The sequence below is a fragment of the Methyloprofundus sedimenti genome (genome assembly GCF_002072955.1).
In the GTDB taxonomy this organism is placed as follows: domain Bacteria; phylum Pseudomonadota; class Gammaproteobacteria; order Methylococcales; family Methylomonadaceae; genus Methyloprofundus; species Methyloprofundus sedimenti.
Genome location: NZ_LPUF01000006.1, coordinates 18,610 through 37,764, shown reverse-complemented (window position 1 = coordinate 37,764; position 19,155 = coordinate 18,610). Strand labels below are relative to the sequence as shown.

Genomic DNA, 19,155 nt, shown 5'->3' with positions numbered 1-19,155 from the left:
GAAAGTAGCAAAATCCTGATCTTTCATAACCAGAGGTGTGAACTTTAGCTCATATAATCTATACACTGTACAAGCCAAAGCCTAATCCAGGGGTATTAAGCAGCTAACCTGTTACACCTGCGGGTGCTGCTTTTCACCTTTATCTTCTAGCTTATTCAAAGCATTGATATACGCTTTCGCCGAAGCAATCACAATATCGGTGTCAGCTCCCAAACCATTCACTACCCGGCCACCTTTTTCCAATCGCACTGTTACTTCACCCTGAGCATCAGTACCATTGGTAATACTGTTAACCGAATAAAGCTCCAAAGAAGCATCCGAATTAACGATAGAATCTATCGCTTTTAAGCTGGCATCTACTGCACCACTGCCTTCTGATTCAGCACTGAATTCCTGTTTGCCAATTTTAACAGTAACGTTAGCGTTCGGCGTTTCTCCAGTTTCTGAACAGACTTTTAAGGCGATTAATTTATAGTGCTCTTCTTCGCTATCAGTATTTACCGCAGTAATTAATGCTTGCAAGTCTTCATCAAAAATTTCATGTTTTTTATCCGCTAACTGCTTGAAGCGATAAAAGGCATCATTTAATTCCGACTCACTCTGAAATTCAAAACCTAATTCAGTCATGCGATTTTTGAATGCATTGCGTCCAGAGTGCTTACCCAATACCATTCGATTTGCCGACCAGCCCACATCTTCTGCACGCATGATTTCGTAAGTCTCACGATTTTTTAATACGCCGTCCTGATGGATACCTGATTCATGCGCAAATGCATTCGCACCGACTATCGCTTTATTAGGCTGTACCGGAAAACCAGTAATGCTGGATACCAATTTAGAGCACGCAACAATTTCACGGGTATCTAATCGGGTATCACAAGAAAAAACATCATGGCGAGTTTTAATTGCCATAACGACTTCTTCCAAAGCTGCATTGCCTGCACGTTCGCCAAGCCCATTAATGGTGCATTCAACTTGCCTTGCACCATTCATCACAGCTGACAAAGAATTAGCTACAGCCAAGCCTAAATCATTGTGACAGTGTACTGAAAAAATGGCTTTATCTGCATTGGGTATACGCCGTCTTAAATTCGCTATCATCGCACCAAATTCAGCAGGAATACTATACCCTACTGTATCGGGAATGTTTAGGGTCGTCGCTCCGGCATCAATCACGGCTTCTAATATACGACACAAAAAATCCTCTTCAGACCGGCCTGCATCTTCAGGAGAAAATTCCACATTATCGGTATATAGACGCGCCCGTTTTACAGCTTTTACCGCATATTCAATAACCTGTTCGGGTGACATTTTCAACTTCATTTGCATATGAATAGGCGAAGTCGCAATAAAGGTATGAATGCGCGAACTCTGCGCTTGTTTTAAAGCTTCGCCCGCTCTATCAATATCTTTGTCTAACGCTCTTGCTAATCCACACACAGTACTGTCTTTAATAGCGCCAGCAACCGCTTTTACAGCAGCAAAGTCACCATCACTTGCGGCAGGGAAGCCGGCTTCAATCACATCAACTTTTAATCGTTCTAAAGCCCGTGCAATTCTTACTTTTTCATCACGCGTCATAGACGCACCAGGGCTTTGCTCGCCATCGCGCAAGGTTGTATCAAATATTATTAATTTATCTTTCATGGGAAATTCCATTCATGGAGGCTTTGTTTAGCCAACAATTGAAGTATGACACGGATCTATTTAAGAATGAGCCTGCGAATCTGGTCTTTTACCCAGCCATCCACCCAGTTCCTGCTTAAAGAGAATGAATGAGTCGCGCTGAATCCGTATCGAACGTGTATTAGAGAATATTAAAGAGATGCCCGGCAGGGCAGATGACGGCCGAGGCAACTAGTGGAAAGATAAAAAGGTATTGCCCGTTGACTGATCATAATATTGCGTTTGCTTTCTGTCTGGTTCATTTTATTAGTTCATACGCCCTTGACGCTTACGACGTAATAATAACATAGTCACAACAGGTCCTGACAAGGCATAACCAAAGAAAAATAAAAATAAAATCGTCGCAGGATTTGATAAGGTTATGGCAAATCCTAACATAACACCAATGACTGCCACAAAAGGGACTTTGCCGCGCAGATTAATATCCTTAAAACTATAATAACGAAAATTACTGACCATTAATAAACCGGTTGCCACTGTCATTATTAATACTAACCACGGCCAATCATCAATACCATAAGTATATTTTTCGCTAATCCAGACCAGACCAGCTAAAATAGCGGCTGCTGCCGGACTGGGTAAGCCTTGAAAATAGCGTTTATCCTGGGTTGTCAATTGCGTATTAAACCTCGCTAAGCGCAATGCGCCGCCCGCTAAATGTACAAAAGCACCAATTAAACCAGCCTGACCTAAAGAAGACAATGACCATAAATACATGACGATAGCAGGCGCAACACCAAAAGAAACCATATCGGCCATACTGTCGTATTCAGCACCAAAATCACTTTGAGTGTTAGTCATACGTGCAACACGTCCATCTAGCCCATCTAGTACCAGGGAAACAAAAATTAAAATTGCCGCCGTTTCATAGTGCCCTGAAATCGCCGAAGCTATCGCGTAAAAACCTGAAAACAAGGCACCTGTGGTGAACAAGTTAGGTAATAAATAAATACCACGATTACGTTTTTTTGAGCTATTCTGATTCAATTCTGTCATGACTAAGATTTGATAAAACAGTTTGTTTAAAACTAAAGAAAAATTTCCTAACTATTGTATAGCATTTAAAGCACCGCTAATACGAAAACCATGTATGCATAATCATATATTTAATTTATCTCCGTTCCATGTAAGAATACGCCGCAATATGAAAAACCAACAACAAGGCATTAGCCGCCATACGGTCAACCTGTCTTACCGCTGTTTGAAGCAGATGATCAATGTTGTACATGACCTGCAAAGCCTCTGTGAAAATCCAGCTTACCCAGCCAAATTACCCAAACTCCCCGGCAATGCTCAAGTAAACCCCAAATACTTCTCGGTATTAATGGGCTATGATTTTCATATAGATGATACTCAACAGGCCAAACTGATTGAAGTAAACACAAATGCAGGTGGTTTGTGGTTTGTAACTCGTTGCTATCAACCCGATGCAATACAATACCCCAGCAAACTGGCCGATAAATTATTAACTACTTTTCTGCAGGAATATCGCTTATTTCGCCAAGACCCAAATGCCCAACCACACTTAATTGCGATTATAGACCATTTACCTGAGCAGCAATTCCTTTATCCTGAAATGCGCGTATTTGCTCAGTTATTTCAACAAGTGGGTATAAAAACCGTTATTATCGACCCGGGGCAAGTTGAAATGCAAGGTACGAAACTGTATTATCAAGATCAAGCTATCGATCTGATTTATAATCGTCATTGTGACTTTTATTTAAACACTACAGAAATGCAGCATATTGCCAATGCATGGCAACAGCAATCTGTATGCTTAACACCTAACCCACGTATTTATGGGCTTTTAGCAGATAAGCAACGCATGGTTGACTGGTCCCATCCTGAGTTTTTTAATGGCTTATTAGCACCTGCCATCGCGTCTCGTTTACAACAGGCTATTCCACACACCCAACTGCTAAGTTCACTCTCTAAAGATACCTTATGGTCTGGACGTAAAGACAAGGTATTTAAACCAACAACCAGTTATGCCAGTCAAGGTGTTTACGTGGGTGACAAGTTAACCAAAAATAAACTAAGTAGCCTGATGCCTGAAACAACCTTAGTCCAGCAACATATCAAGCCAACAATTACGTTTACTCCGGATGGCGAAAAGTTCAAAACTGATTTTCGGCTTTTTGTCTATCGCAAAACCATTCTCGCAATTAGTGCCCGGCTTTATCAAGGTCAGGTCACAAACTTACGCACTGCGAATGGTGGGTTCAGTAAAATTAAATTAACCAGCACACAAGCTTAAAAAAACGCCAAAGCAAATAGCTTAATTTCCTGTTTTTTCAATATTAAATGCACAACACACAACAAACTTAATCGCCTATGACTTCATACTCAAAATTCCTTATTCTTATACCTGCTTTACTTTGCTACGCTTGTTCATCAACTACCCTGATTATGCAAAAAACCGATATCATTCAAAGCCAGAACGACAGCCGTCAATATCAAGCTTTTACCCTGGATAATGGTTTAAAGGTACTGATTATTTCCGATCCTGAGACAAAAAAGGCAGCCGCGTCACTGGATGTTTTTGTGGGCAGTGCCAGCGATCCTGAGGATAGGGATGGTCTTGCGCATTTCCTGGAGCATATGCTGTTTTTAGGCACTGAAAAATATCCTGATGCTGATGAATATCAAACCTTTATTGCTCAGCACGGTGGCTCTAGAAATGCCTTTACCGCAAGAGAGCATACCAACTATTTTTTTGATATTGAAAACGCCTCGCTGGAACTTGCACTAGATCGTTTCAGTCAGTTTTTTACTGCGCCATTATTTAATGCAGAATTCGTAGAACGAGAAAAAAATGCGGTAAATTCTGAATACTTAGGCAAAATAAAAACTGAAAATCGGCGTTATTATGCAGGCATACAACAGGCATTTAATCCGCAAAGCCCTTATGCCAAATTTAGTGTCGGTAGTCTGGAAACACTTGCCGATAGGGATAATGACCCGGTAAGAAATGATCTACTGCAGTTTTATAAGACGCATTATTCAGCTAATTTAATGACTTTAGTAGTGCTTGCCAATGAGCCATTGCCGGTTTTGAAAAAATGGGTCACCGACAAATTTTCTGCGATTCCTAACCATTATGCCGAGAAAAAAGTATTTACCGAGCCATTATTAACTGAAGCACAAATGGCGCAACAAATTGACATCAAATCATTACAGGAAAAACGTGAGCTCAGCTTGATTTTCCCATTACCCGCAACGCAGTCTTATTACCTTGCCAAGCCCAGCGCGTATTTTCAGTCTTTACTCGGACACGAAGGAGAAGGCAGCATTCTTGCTCTCTTAAAAGAAAAAGGCTGGGCAGATGAACTCAGTGCATCAGTAGGTTTTAGTGATAATGCACAGGAATCAAGCTTGCATCTCGGTATTAATTTGACCCATGCCGGCTTACAACATACGCATGAAATTATCGATATTGTGTTTCAATACATCAGACTTTTGCAACACTACGATATACAGGAATGGATATTCCAGGAACAGAAACAGATGGCAATGCTGCAATTTCGCTATCAAGAACAACATGATGCCAGCAGCACAGTGACCATGCTAGCTCGAAACTTACAATATTATGCCCCTCAGGATGTATTGCGCGGCCCTTATATTATTGAGCAATATAAACCTGAACTCATTAAACAATTGCTAAACCAGTTAAGACCTGATCGAGTTCTGATTGCTCTGAATACACAAAATATTGCCACTGATAAAACTGAAAAAAATTATCTTGTCGATTATCGAATTACTCCGATTAAACCAGAGTTGATCGAAACCTGGTCTCAGTCACCTATTAATCCAGCTCTGGCATTACCCACCGCGAATCCATTTATACCCGATGAATTAACACTTAAAACGACACAAACTGACTCGGCACATCCTGAATTAATTAAGCAAAACCCTGGTCTTGATCTATGGCATCAGCTTGACACCAGCTTTAATGTGCCGCGTAGCAACCTGTATATAGAACTACAATCACCTATTGCCAATAAAACACCACGCAATAGTTTATTAACCTCGCTTTTAACAGGAATCGTAAATAAACAGTTAAACAGCTATGCCTACCCTGCCCGCCTGGCTGGTTTAAATTATTCTATATATGCCACGGAGCGCGGCATGGGCGTTGCTCTTTCTGGTTATGATCAAAAACAATCCGTTTTGCTAGAGCAGATTATAGATGCCATCAAAGCACCTGAAATCACTGAAAAACGCTTTCATATATTGAAAGCCCGTTATCAACAGAAATTAACTAACGCACAAAAACAACAGCCCTTTCAACAAGTGCTCGCTGAACTTAAACGCACTCTGGTAGAACGCCGCTGGACAAATGAACAAAAGTTAAATGCTTTATCTAGTTTAACTCGTCAGGACTTAACGCTATTCGCAAAGGATTTTTTAAAACAACTGCACGTCACTCTACTACTGCAAGGGAATAGCACTGTTATCGAAGCCGAAAATATTGCATCTATGTTAGACCAGCAACTTGCTTTACAAGCTGATGCGCCACAAGTGCCCGCTGCTGGCGTAATCCATTTGCAAGAAAAATCCTTGAACGCACGCAGATTAACTATTGATAATCATGATGCGGCCCTGGCACTTTATTTCCAGGCTGCGGATAAAAGCCCCCAATCACAAGCTGAAGCACAATTATTAGGGCGAATAATCTCTTCTGCATTTTTTGCCGATCTGCGTACTCGCCAGCAACTGGGTTACAATCTTGGAGTGGCTGCCCTGCCGATAAAAGATATACCGGGTATTATTTTCATCCTGCAATCACCTGTTATATCAGCACCTGAAATAGAGGATCGATATCATACCTTTATCGATACTTACCTGCAGGAATTGCAAGCTATCTCAGAACAAGATCTTGAAAGCTATAAAGCAGGATTGATCACCCGTTTACTTGAAAAAGATAAAAGCTTACAAACAAGAAGCTATAGAAACTGGCTGGAAATAGATCGTGGTAATGATGATTTTGATACCAAAGAACGCATTGCTGAAGCGGTAAGTAAAATTGATAAAAACCGATTAATTGCCGTATACACAGATTGGTTGATTGAAAACCCACGCCAACTGCGCAGTTATGCATTAGGGAATCAATTTATAAATGATGATTTCCCTGATCCGAAACTGATTATCGATATTGATGCATTTAAACGTGAACATAATAAACTTTAACCCATAACTCAGTTTTATTTGCTATGGAAAGTACCGAGGAGACATTCTTTGTACTTTCTATAGCATTAAAAAATCAGTTTATCTTTTCATCTTATTATAAAAATTCAATTAACAGCAGCCGAAATAAAAGTCTAGCTTGATATGCTTGCAAGCAAAAATAAGAGGCTCTTCCCGACTTCGCGGGGTAGTCACTATATGTAGTATATTGCTATTTGATTATTTAGGTGCAGGCTGGGTATGATAGCCATCTTTTTAGACGGCAAACTTTAAATAAATGAACCCGATATTGTTACAAATTCCTTTGGATTTACCCGATGTGCAAATAGAGGCATTTGATACTGAGTCTAAAAAAGGAATTATTATTAAAGTCCAAAGTACATGCAAAGGCACAACTTGTCGGCAATGCCATCAGCCTATCGATAAGTTTTATGGCTATGGCAAAGAAATTACGTTACGCCATTTACCGATCTTTGAACAGTCCGTCTGGATTAAGATCAAACCGAAGCGTTACCAATGCCCTTATTGTGATCAAGGCCCGACAACCACTCAGCGCTGTAGTTGGTATGATCAAAAAAGCCCACATACTAAAGCCTATGAACAGTGGATATTGCGCGACCTAATCAATAGCACAATAACCGACATCAGTATCAAACGTGGCATTAATGAAGCGGCTGTTGAAGGCATTATTAATCGTTATATTCGTCAAGAAGTGGATTGGGAGACAATAAAAAGCCTGCCATTACTTGGACTTGATGAGATTGCGTTAAAAAAAGGACATAAAGATTTTGTTGTTATCATTTCAGGGATCAATGAAGGCGGAGAAAAATGCATTTTGGCCGTATTGCCAAATCGCAAAAAGGAAACAGTAAAAATATTTCTACAAAGCATTCCCGTGGAAATTAAAAGAACAATACAACGTGCCTGCGTTGATATGTATGACGGCTACAGTAATGCAGTGTATGAGGAACTTCATGGCGTTGAGGTTGTGGTTGATCGATTCCATGTGACCAAAAGCTATCGAGCCTGTGCAGACAACGCAAGAATAAAAGAGATGAAAACACTGAAAAAGACGCTTTCTAGTGAGGATTATGCCCAACTGAAAGGCGTGATGTGGTTATTCCGAAAATCACTCTGGGACTTGAATGAAGAGCAACAAATTAAATTAATACAACTCTTTAATTATGCGCCAGAGCTTAAGCAAATTTATATTTATCGGGAAGCATTGACGGGTATTTTTAACCGACCTTTAAGTAAAAGTCAGGCAGAAGCTGAGCTAAATTCATGGGTCGAGCAGGTTAGAAATCTGAAGTTGGACTGTTTCAACTCATTTATAGTGACCTTACAAAACTGGCAGCATGAAATCACTAATTATTTTCTTCGCCGTGAAACCAGTGGTTTTGTAGAAGGACTGAATAACAAAATTAAGGTGATCAAAAGACGTTGCTATGGCATTTATGATATAGGGCGTTTATTTCAGCATATTTGGCTTGATGTCGAAGGCCGACGTTTATTCGGATATGCTTAACACTATATGTTGTGGTCACCCCGCGAAATCGGGAAGAGCCAAATAAGACAACGACAGTTGTTGACTAATACAGAAAAAGTATCCTGAATTATTTCATCACTTTCGACTTTGTATTTTAACGGAAAGATTATCAGGAAATATTTTATAAATTGCTTCGTTTGTGTTATTTTTAGTAAATTACTGAAAATAAAAGAATACAAATGTTCAACCAAAGGGGAAGAATCATAATGTTTACTAAAAAAAGTATATCAGCTCCAATCTTCGCAACTTGTCTTAGTCTTAGTTCTGGGAATTTATTTGCTGCTGAAGAAACTATTTCCAGCTTTATACCCATCTGGCCTTTTTTAGTAATTGTTACTTTAATCTTCTTTTTCAGAAAACAACTAAATTGTGTTCCCCCTTAAAATCACAAGAAGATACTGCCACAGTTGAAGCTGATGAGCCAGTATCACGAACCTCCACCATGATTTCAGAAACGGGCACATCAGCCGCCACTGCCCTTGTTCAAGAACCAATCCAAATTAAGCCGGCTAAGTCAGCAACTGCATCAACTGTGATTCCAGAAACCGGCACAAAAACAGCCTCTGCCCTTGTTCAAGAGCCAACCCGAGTTGAACCGGATAAGTCATCAGCAGCTTCAACCGTGATCCCAGAAACCGACACAGTAGCAGTGACCAAAAACATTATTGATTTAAAGGATAACGGTCAGCAATGTCAGGCAAGCACAGCTAAAGGCACAAGATGTAAACGCAAAACCACATTGGAAGATACTTCAGTTACTATTGATGATAAAACCTACCTTTTAACTGTGTGTAGACAACATAATACCGAACAACTTAAGCCTTTTTCAGAACTTATTAAATAAAGAATTGTTTATTATCCTTTATCTTATATGCAAAATATATTTACATCTAAACTGACATTAGACTAGTCTCGTAAATGTGTAAAAATCTGATAGAAAAGAATGGATAACATCTGTCGCTAAGACCCGTTCAGAACATGGAAAAAAGACTACTAAATTTTAATTACTGTATTCTGTGTTCAGCCCCTGTAATTTGAGGCGTTAAGACAACATAATCTACATTGCTTATGCTAACAGTTAGGTAACATTTGTAATTATAATCTGGCCAATAATCTATTCAGAATAGAAATCAATGATAAAGATGGTTTGGATGTCATCAAGTTCATAAAAATATATATTTTTAATCTAAGTCTAGCATTTGCTTAAACGATAAATTGTGCTATTAAAAACGATTTTAAATCATTACTAAAGAACGCTTTTTCATATACCCGTTGATTTTATACCACAAAGACTTACTGATTCTATCGCTTCCACAATTCACGCTGCTTTACATTAACTCGTTCAATCACAGCATCCTTCCGTGTAGCTAATCAGTTTTTTTAGTTTCTTAGTCGTGAATCAATCATGGCTTATACTAACATCCAGATTTTCTCTATCGCTTGTGTATTAAAAGGACTTTTATTAACGATTATTTATGAGTTCAAAATAATAGAAAATAATTATATATTATGTGCGCAACTACTTACTTAATCACAGATATTCTTCATTATTAATAATTTGAATATAATACTCAACAGGATTATCCATGACATCAAAGCAAAAAAATACAGCTGAACAACAGCGCATTGATGTGCTTAGCAATGTCTGGCGAAAATGGGGGCCATATCTGGGCGAACGCCAATGGGGTACAGTACGTGAAGATTACAGTGACGATGGAGACGCGTGGGATCATTTCCCTCATGATTATGCCAGAAGCCGCGCTTATCGCTGGGGAGAAGATGGCATCGCAGGATTTAGCGATAATAATCAACAGCTTTGTCTGGGACTCACTTTATGGAATGGCCGAGATGCAATTTTAAAAGAGCGCCTGTTTGGTTTAACCAATGCGCAAGGTAACCATGGCGAAGATGTCAAAGAACTGTATTACTATCTCGATGCCACACCCAGTCACTCTTACCTAAAAATGCTCTATAAGTATCCGCAGCAGGCATTTCCATACACAGAGCTGATCGAGGAAAATAGCAGACGTAGCAGGGCAGATCCGGAATTTGAGTTGCTAGATACCGGTATTTTTGACGACGACAAATATTTTGATGTCTTTGTCGAATATGCCAAAAATGACGCAGATGATATTCTGATGCGTATCACCGCGTATAATCGCGCATTACAACCAGCCTTACTGCATATTTTGCCGCAATTATGGTTTCGCAACACATGGAGCTGGGGTTACAATGAGACACGTCCTTCACTTTCCTCCACAGAATCACAACAGATCAACATAACTCATGACAGACTTGGAAGCTACTACTGCTACCTGGATGGTGCTCCAGAACTGTTATTCTGCGATAACGACACGAATACGAATAAACTGTACGGCAAGGAAAGCCATGGATATTTCAAGGATGCATTCCACGAAGCCGTCATTAATGGCCAGCATCAGTCAGTTAACCCGGACAAACAAGGCACCAAAGCCTGTGGACACTATACCTTTAATGTAGGCGCTAATAATAAAGTAGAAGTTCGTTTACGCCTGAGCAAAAAACCTAATGAACACGCATTTAGCGATTTCGACAAAATATTTGCAACTCGCCTGAAAGAGGCCGATGCCTTTTACAGTAAACTGCAGGAAAAATTAGCAGATGATGAAGCCAGAATGATTCAACGTCAGGCATTCGCAGGCATGATATGGAGCAAACAATTTTATTATTACGACATACCTCAATGGCAAAAAGGCGACCCGGGACAACCCAGTCCTTCCCCCGAACGACGTAAAATTCGTAACAACAATTGGCAACATTTAAATAATGCCGACATTATTTCCATGCCAGATAAATGGGAATACCCCTGGTATGCTTCCTGGGATCTTGCCTTTCATTGCATAACTTTAGCCATGATTGACCCAAGCTTTGCCAAAAGTCAAATTCTTTTAATGACACGAGTTTGGTACATGCACCCCAATGGCCAGATCCCCGCTTACGAATGGTCGTTCGATGATGCCAATCCTCCAGTTCATGCCTGGGCCGCATGGGAAATTTACAAGGCTGAACGCGATGCTAACGGAGGAAAAGGCGATCTCGATTTTCTGGAACGCGCCATGCATAAACTGATTGTAAATTTCACCTGGTGGGTTAACCGTAAAGATGTCGATAACAACAATGTCTTTCAGGGCGGCTTTTTAGGACTGGATAATATCGGTGTGTTCGATCGTAGCGCGCCCCTACCTACAGGCGGTCATATTAATCAAGCGGATGGTACCAGCTGGATGGCCATGTACAGCCTGAACCTAATGCGTATCGCGCTGGAATTGTCATTACATAAAAATGCATATGACGACATCGCCACTAAATTTTTTGAACACTTCCTGTATATCGCCGATGCCATGACCCATATCGGCGATAACGGTATCGGCCTTTGGAACGAAGAAGATAGTTTTTTTTACGATGTCTTGCGTTTTCCCAACGGTGAAATGACACCGCTCAAAATCCGATCCATGGTTGGTCTTATCCCGCTTTTTGCGGTTGAAATCATTGAGCCGGAAATGCTGGAAAAATTACCGCACTTTAAATTGCGCCTGAAATGGTTTCTAAATTACCGACCGGATCTGGCTGGACTTGTATCCTTCTGGGACGTACCTGGTCATGGAAAACGTCGTTTATTATCACTATTGCGCGGACACCGCATGAAGAAATTACTGCAGCGCATGTTAGATGAAAGTGAATTTTTATCCGCTTACGGCATACGTTCGCTATCCAGAGCTCACCTCGATGAACCCTATGTTTTCGATTGCAATGGCCATGCCATTTCAGTACAGTACCAGCCAGGCGAATCGGAATCCTCTGTATTTGGCGGCAACTCCAACTGGCGAGGGCCAGTGTGGTTTCCAGTTAATTATTTACTCATCACTTCACTGCAACGTTTCGCCACTTATTATGGTGATGATTTTAAAATTGAATGCCCGACCGGTTCAGGAAATTTCTTGAGCATAACTGAAGTTGCTGATGAGTTAACATCAAGACTGACCCTATTGTTCCGCCGTGATGAAACTGGCCGCAGAGCCGTATTGGGCAACAATGAAAAACTACAGACTGACCCGCATTTCAAGGATTACCTGCTATTTCATGAATATTTTCATGGTGACAACGGCCGTGGTGTCGGTGCCTCGCACCAAACCGGCTGGACCGCCCTGGTGGCGAAACTGCTCTAGACTAAAGCAAGCTAAAATGACTGATATCGTTCAACTATTCGAGATAATAGCTGTCACTGTAACAATGCTGTATAGATTGTGAACACAAAATTACCTGATTAATTTTAATTATAATTTAACAATTGCATAATGGAACTATAACTAGATCCTATTTTTACTTTCTTCGAGCAAAAAGCTTAATGGATATCTTGAAAAAAGGTTATTAGCCTTAAATATTATTTATTGAGCAAGCCACCAATTCAAAAACACCCGTATTGCGTTAACAAAAATTGCAGGTTCAACCACTGAGAAATGCGTATGCCCTTCCAGGGGCACTAAAAAACAATAATCTAACCCTTTAGTTGCATAAACCTCACAAGCATATATAGATTGCTGAAACGGAACTAGTGTATCTTCTGTACCATGAAAAATAAGTACTGGAGGAGAATGACGATTGATCAGATATACTGGCGATGCCAGATAACGTGCTTCAGGCGTGTCAACAGCTAACATCTGACTGATATAAAAAATCTGATCTTCAGTTACCGCTTCCAGAAGATTCCATGCACCAGAGAAAGACACAACTCCATGAATCTCACTATCAATTCCAGCATTCAAGTTGTTTACTGAACTCTGTCCTAACATTGCCGCGAGATGACCACCAGCCGAAGCGCCAACGGCAAGAATCTTATCTGGGTTGATGTTATAACGCACAGCGTTCTTTTTCAACCACCAAACGCCTTGTATAACATCAGCGAATTGAGCAGGCCATTTGTTTTCCGGTGCTAATGCATAATTCACATTTATGACAACAAAACCTTCGTTCGCAAACCACGCAGCCATAGATTCAATGTCGGTAGAGTCACCATTTGACCATCCTCCAGCATGTATAACGATAGCAGCGGGACGTAGCATGTCCTCTGGAATTCCAGTCTCATCAGGCATAAATAAATCAAGAGTCTGCTGGCCAGCATAGGTATAAGGAATATTACGAGTAATATCGATGGCATAGACTCCATTTACGAACAGTAATATAAAAAAAAATGGCCACACTTTACAGCTCATAACTTTCCCTTATGCATTGCATCTAAGTTTTAAAACATTGCGAATGCGTATAATTATCACATAATTTCTGAAAGTAACAGGCTTAATACACTGCGCTTACTGTCTATTTACTTAAAACCCGTTCAACTAACTTAACCCAGTAACTCGCTCCCACTGTTAAAATCTTATCATTAAAATCATAGTGAGGATTGTGCAACAGACAGCCACCATTTGAGGAGCCATTCCCTAACCATACATAACAACCCGGTTTTTCCTGTAACATAAAGGCAAAATCTTCTGAGCCCATACTGGGTACAGGTTGTAAATCAACTTTATCCTTCCCCACCACTTCATGCGCAACCTCTATGGCTATAGCCGTTTCTGCATGCGTATTACTGGTGACAGGGTATCCGGGATTTTCAGGGTTAATGGTAATTTTAGTTTTCAAATCAAAGCCTTGCGCCAGAGATTCAATAATTTGTATTAGCCTGGATTTTATCAGTTGCTGAGTTTCCTGGGTAAAACATCGGTAGGTACCTCTTAAGACCACGGAATCAGGTATGGCATTCCAGGTATTTCCACCATGAACCTGAGTAATGCTAAGCACTGCCGAGTTTGCAGGGTCGACATTTCTACTGACGACAGTTTGTATAGCAGTAATAATTTGCGCTGCAGCAACCAAAACATCATTACCCTGGTGGGGCATGGCAGCATGCGTAGCTTGCCCGGATAACACAATCTCGAAACAATCAAAGGATGCCATCATTGCGTCTGCTTTAATGGCAAAATGTCCTAGAGGAATATCAGGAAAGTTATGTAGGCCAAAAACACAATCCGCCGGAAACAAGTCAAACAATCCATCATCTATCATTTGTTTAGCCCCTGACCGACCTTCTTCAGCAGGTTGAAAAATAAAATAAACTGTACCGTCAAAACCAGAATGATTAGCTAAATATTTTGCTGCTCCCAACAACATGGCTGAATGCCCATCGTGTCCACAAGCATGCATCTTTCCATCATTTTTAGATTTATAGTTAAGCTCATTTTTCTCTTGAATAAACAGAGCATCTATGTCCGCACGTAAAGCAATTTTTTTACTGCTATTTCCAGCCGATAAACTTGCTACAACACCTGTCTTACCCAAGCCGAGATGAACATCCAGGCCGAAACTTTTAAGTTTTTCACTGATAAATTTCGCAGTATTTACTTCCTCAAAAGCCGTTTCAGGGAACTGGTGCAGATGCTGACGCCAGGAGCACATTTCAGCATACAAGGATTCAATTTCTTTATTCATCTTGTTTAAAGCATATAGATAGTGCAATTTCGTTGTTAAATGAAGGCATCATAGGCTTATTCAGCCATTAACTTTTCTGCACCCATCACGGCGCTTTCCTCATTACGATTAATCTGTACATTGGTTGGATAGGCAAAGGTAAGGTTGTTTTTTTCCAGAATCTCGGCAATTTTAAACATTACGTCCTGCTTAACTTCTAGCCAGTCTGCCCAATTTACAGTTTTGGAAAAACAATAGATTAAAATATCCATCGAAAAGTCACTGTAACGATCTAAAAAGACTAGTTGTGTTGATTTAATACCATGCACATCTTCTAGAATTAAAAATTTATTTCTGGCTATATTTGATACTTGTCTTTCTTTAGCGTTAGCTATTCCAGGATGCTCCGCCAACATATTTTTGATATCCTGCAAGGCCTGACGAATATCATTCATGTTACTTTCATAGGTGACACCGATATGCATTTTAATACGTCTCCCTACCGAACGACGATTCCAGTTTAGTACACTTGCCGTTGACACCAAGGAGTTCGGCATTGTGATTAAGGCATTATCAAAAGTTCTCACTGTGGTACTCCGCAAACCAATCTCTACTACGGTTCCTTCAACAGAGCCGACTTTGATCCAGTCGCCCATTTTATAGATACGGTCAATCATAATATTCAAACCACCAAAAAAATTAGAGAGACTATCCTTGGCTGCCATAGCAAATGCCAAGCCTCCAATCCCTAAAGTGGAAAGAATTGCCGTAATATTAATTCCAAAATGGCTTAATAGTAGTGTTAAACAAACTAAAAAAACCAGACCTTTCAAACTCTTTACTAGCAATAAGACCAGTTCTTTACTATACGCTTTGTTGCGTTTTTCAGATTGTTCGGAGTGAACAACCGCAACACTGTCAATTATATTAAACAGCAAATAGATATAAAGCACCGCATAAACAATATAAACAAAATAATCGAGGGTTATTTTAATTTCGGTTTTATATAGCAAGGCGTTCATAGACAAGTCTATACCGAAAAAAAGTACTAGATATAAAATAGGCTTGTACATACTCATAAACACGAGTTCGACATTTTCTATTTTTTCATCATTTAAAATAAATCGCTCTACCAGTCGGTTACTTGCCTTGGAAACCAGTGGAAAAGCAATTATATTCAACAACATAATACAGAGGGAAACAATAATTCCTCCCATATCAATACGTAAAGGTGCAATCTTATAATTAATATTTCTAAATACTGCGTTATTATTGATGTATGAAATAAAACTGATTAAAGATATTTTCTGAAAAAAACTGGTGGTTACAATTTCGTCAGGATTAGTTATCACGTATTCCAGGAAATCCTGATAAACAGCATATACTTTCAATAAATCAGCATAATTTTCTGCCAGATTCTGAAAAATTTCACTGTCACCTTCTATCGGATCAGGTGTCTCTTCAATTTTTTGCGTAATTAATTTAATTCGTTTCCTGGATTCCTCGATTATTTCCTCTTTAGACAGATAATTACGACTGGCCTGAACTAAAAAAACGATATATTCCCCAATAGCCCGTTTGGTCAAAATGAAGTCGGAAGCATATTGATCACGCTGTACTGCGACCGCATTCCCACGTGAAAGATTAATATTAATCTTTGAGCGCAATAATATGAGCTCTTCTTCATTGATATCCTGCACTTGATATTCAATATAAGAGCCACGAATAATTAACAGTAAATTATGAAATATGCTATTTTTTTTCTGCAGTAAAATCTGTAATGTTGCATCATCATCATTGCTTGCAATTTCCTGATTAATTTCTGCCACGTTTTTAAGCATTTCAGTAATTGCCACATACCTCTCTTCGCTACTTGCTTTTAGCTGAAAAGAAGCCAATAGTAAAAACATCAATAAAAAAACATTACTAAACTTTTTAATCATTGGTCTCTATATTCTAAATTAATCATTTTTCAACAATACCCCACATATGCTTATATGCGTCTCGAGGCTTTGCATGTCCTTCAGCAGACTGTCTGAACATGATATAAGCGGGCTAAACCACGCTCTCATCAATACACAAATCGAGCTACAAGTCTTCAGATTTATCTGTTTGCTTATCTAGCAACTCTCTTAAATAACGAAACAATAAACGCGAAGATTTAGGAGGTTTTTCACTGGCTATTTCTTTTTTAGCATTACGAATCAATTGGCGGATATGTTGTGCATCTGCGTTGGGATACTGCACTAGAAACTCGGTCAAAACCTGCTTGTCATCTGTTAAAAAACGTTCCCGGAATTGCTCCAGTTGATGCAACTCTCGTGTAGCATGTGCACTTTTTGCTTTTATTTTGTCTAATTGCGCCTGTATCGGTTCAACATCAATCTTACGCATCATTGCGTTAATAAATTTCAGCTGACGTTTCCTTGCTCCTTTGAATGGCATTTTTGCCGCTTCCAGAATTGCTATCTCGATATTATCTGGTAAATTTAAGCGTTCTATCTGAGCGGGTGCCAGTTGCGTTATTTCTTCACATAAATCACTCAAAACTGAGATATCACGTTTTATTTGTGATTTATTTGGCCTGATGGCCCAGGTTTCTTCTTCCTGTTCTGGATCTATAAATTCACTCATATCAAACCATCAAAATTAAAAAAATAACAAATAATACTACAGCCCCTATCGGCACCAGTGCTCCAAGCCAGTCTTTCGGCGCCTCCTTACTACGTTGTAGCGTCACTTTAATGCCAGGACCCATCCAGAAAATAAGCCCAAGCGCCATGACGCCTAATAAGATACTTTCCCACATTGCTAATTGCATTTTTTCCTCTCTTTATTATCTTTATTAGTAGAAGTGTTATTGCTTTAGCTTATACAAAACTGCTAAAGTTTTTTACTCCTGTCTTCATTAAATTGGGTAGTTGTGGAGAGATGAGTAGTCATGCAGGCTAAATCCTGCTTCTCCCTAAAAACTAATCAAATAAATCCATTTGCTGATAGTAGTCTGTTTGCTTTTCCAGAGTTGACAAGGTAATTCCTAATAAGCGTATTTTACTCTCGCCTATACGGTCTTTGCATAACAATTGCTTAAATACAGATTCAGCAGCTAGTTGGCTTTTAATGGGTTTATTAAAAGTCAGGCTTCGAGTAATTTGCTGAAAATTGTGATATTTTACTTTAATTGTCAAAGTACGCGCATACAACTTTTTTGCATATACTTTGAGCAAAGCCTTATTCAGTAACTCAGTTAGCTGTTGATAAATTTCATTACTCTGCACAAGATCCTGACTATAGGTAGTTTCCGTGCCTATGGATTTACTTTCACGATCGACTCGAATAGGCCTTTCATCAATCCCTTGTGCAATATTAAAGAAAAACAATGCGGATTTACCAAAATTCTGCTGTAAAACAGGCAAAGAAAACTGTTTAAGGTCTGCACCATTTTTTATGCCTAGATCATGCATTTTTCGTTCAGTCGCTTTACCCACACCATGAAACTTTCCAATAGGCAATCGTGCAACGAAATCTTGGCCTTGCTCTGGTGTTATCAAATATAGCCCATCTGGTTTATCCATATCAGAGGCTATTTTTGCCAAAAACTTATTATAGGAAATACCTGCCGATGCAACTAATCCGACCTCGGATAAAATCTGTTGCTTTATGGTTTGTGCGATGCGTGTTGCAGACCCCTGACATAGTTCTGAATGACTGACATCCAGGTAAGCTTCATCCAGTGATACAGGCTCCACGAGGGCCGTGTATTGATAAAATATTTGACGGATAGCGAATGAAACTTCTTTATAAATAGCAAACCGGGGCTTTACAAAAATAGCTTTGGGACACAAGCTAAACGCTCGGGATGATGGCATAGCAGAATGAATGCCGTATTTTCTTGCTTCATAATTACATGTGGCAACAACGCCCCTGCTATCAGGTGCACCACCGACAATTATTGGTTTGTTCTGATATTTTGAATTATCCCGCTGCTCTACCGCTGCAAAAAACGCATCCATATCCAGGTGAATGATTTTACGCAACGAGACAGACATGGCTTTACTTTAGGTGTCGATGTAGCTCAATGTTTTATAACTCTTGATCTGCACATATAGCTTCACTTATTACCATATACAGCATTAAGAGGGTGAACGATTAATGGCTTTGTTTTAAGTCACCTTCTCAACAACCATTTTGAGGTAGTTACAGTAATATGTTTTCGGTAAACTCAGTCAACT

General features: G+C 39.6%; 13 protein-coding genes. 5 read left to right on the top strand and 8 right to left on the bottom strand.

The window, feature by feature from the left end; genetic code table 11:
- Nucleotides 1–111: 111 nt before the first annotated feature.
- Together AU255_RS19355 and pssA are read right to left on the bottom strand one after the other, a co-directional pair.
- Nucleotides 112–1,647, bottom strand: coding sequence for a 2-isopropylmalate synthase (locus AU255_RS19355; protein WP_080524528.1), 1,536 nt, complete (start codon nt 1,645–1,647; stop codon nt 112–114).
- Nucleotides 1,648–1,932: 285 nt separating this feature from the next.
- Nucleotides 1,933–2,682, bottom strand: a complete 750-nt coding sequence (pssA, locus tag AU255_RS19350) for a CDP-diacylglycerol--serine O-phosphatidyltransferase (protein ID WP_080524527.1) — start codon at nt 2,680–2,682, stop codon at nt 1,933–1,935.
- A 94-nt stretch (nt 2,683–2,776) separates the two neighbouring features.
- Between pssA and AU255_RS19345 the strand changes: the two genes are divergently transcribed.
- From AU255_RS19345 to AU255_RS19325, 5 genes are all read left to right on the top strand, one after another.
- Complete coding sequence (locus AU255_RS19345) at nt 2,777–3,943, top strand: hypothetical protein (protein ID WP_233144758.1); 1,167 nt, start codon at nt 2,777–2,779, stop codon at nt 3,941–3,943.
- Between the two features lie 152 nt (nt 3,944–4,095).
- The gene (locus AU255_RS19340; RefSeq protein WP_158083171.1) at nt 4,096–6,876 is read left to right on the top strand and encodes an insulinase family protein; all 2,781 of its coding nucleotides are present in this window, start codon (nt 4,096–4,098) and stop codon (nt 6,874–6,876) included.
- A 274-nt stretch (nt 6,877–7,150) separates the two neighbouring features.
- Nucleotides 7,151–8,401, top strand: coding sequence for an ISL3 family transposase (locus tag AU255_RS19335; protein WP_080522378.1), 1,251 nt, complete (start codon nt 7,151–7,153; stop codon nt 8,399–8,401).
- Between the two features lie 463 nt (nt 8,402–8,864).
- The gene (locus AU255_RS19330) at nt 8,865–9,266 is read left to right on the top strand and encodes a hypothetical protein (RefSeq protein ID WP_143736033.1); all 402 of its coding nucleotides are present in this window, start codon (nt 8,865–8,867) and stop codon (nt 9,264–9,266) included.
- Between the two features lie 742 nt (nt 9,267–10,008).
- Nucleotides 10,009–12,627 carry an MGH1-like glycoside hydrolase domain-containing protein gene (locus tag AU255_RS19325; protein ID WP_080524523.1) on the top strand — a complete coding sequence of 873 codons (2,619 nt, stop codon included), beginning with the start codon at nt 10,009–10,011 and terminating at the stop codon, nt 12,625–12,627.
- A 219-nt stretch (nt 12,628–12,846) separates the two neighbouring features.
- Here AU255_RS19325 and AU255_RS19320 read toward each other — a convergent pair whose 3' ends face one another.
- From AU255_RS19320 to dinB, 6 genes are all read right to left on the bottom strand, one after another.
- On the bottom strand, nt 12,847–13,671 hold the full coding sequence (locus AU255_RS19320) for an alpha/beta hydrolase (RefSeq protein ID WP_080524522.1): 825 nt from the start codon (nt 13,669–13,671) through the stop codon (nt 12,847–12,849).
- 103 nt (nt 13,672–13,774) lie between these two features.
- Nucleotides 13,775–14,944, bottom strand: coding sequence for a M20 aminoacylase family protein (locus AU255_RS19315; RefSeq protein ID WP_233144757.1), 1,170 nt, complete (start codon nt 14,942–14,944; stop codon nt 13,775–13,777).
- 56 nt (nt 14,945–15,000) lie between these two features.
- Entirely contained in the window at nt 15,001–16,866 is a 1,866-nt protein-coding gene (locus AU255_RS19310) for a mechanosensitive ion channel family protein (RefSeq protein ID WP_080524521.1), read from the bottom strand.
- A 145-nt stretch (nt 16,867–17,011) separates the two neighbouring features.
- Nucleotides 17,012–17,557 (bottom strand): ribosome biogenesis factor YjgA, encoded by a 546-nt coding sequence (yjgA, locus tag AU255_RS19305; protein ID WP_080524520.1) that lies wholly within the window; start codon nt 17,555–17,557, stop codon nt 17,012–17,014.
- A gap of 1 nt (nt 17,558) precedes the next feature.
- Nucleotides 17,559–17,744 carry a hypothetical protein gene (locus AU255_RS19300; protein ID WP_080524519.1) on the bottom strand — a complete coding sequence of 62 codons (186 nt, stop codon included), beginning with the start codon at nt 17,742–17,744 and terminating at the stop codon, nt 17,559–17,561.
- Nucleotides 17,745–17,895: 151 nt separating this feature from the next.
- Nucleotides 17,896–18,972, bottom strand: a complete 1,077-nt coding sequence (gene dinB, locus AU255_RS19295; protein WP_080524518.1) for a DNA polymerase IV — start codon at nt 18,970–18,972, stop codon at nt 17,896–17,898.
- Nucleotides 18,973–19,155 lie beyond the last annotated feature (183 nt).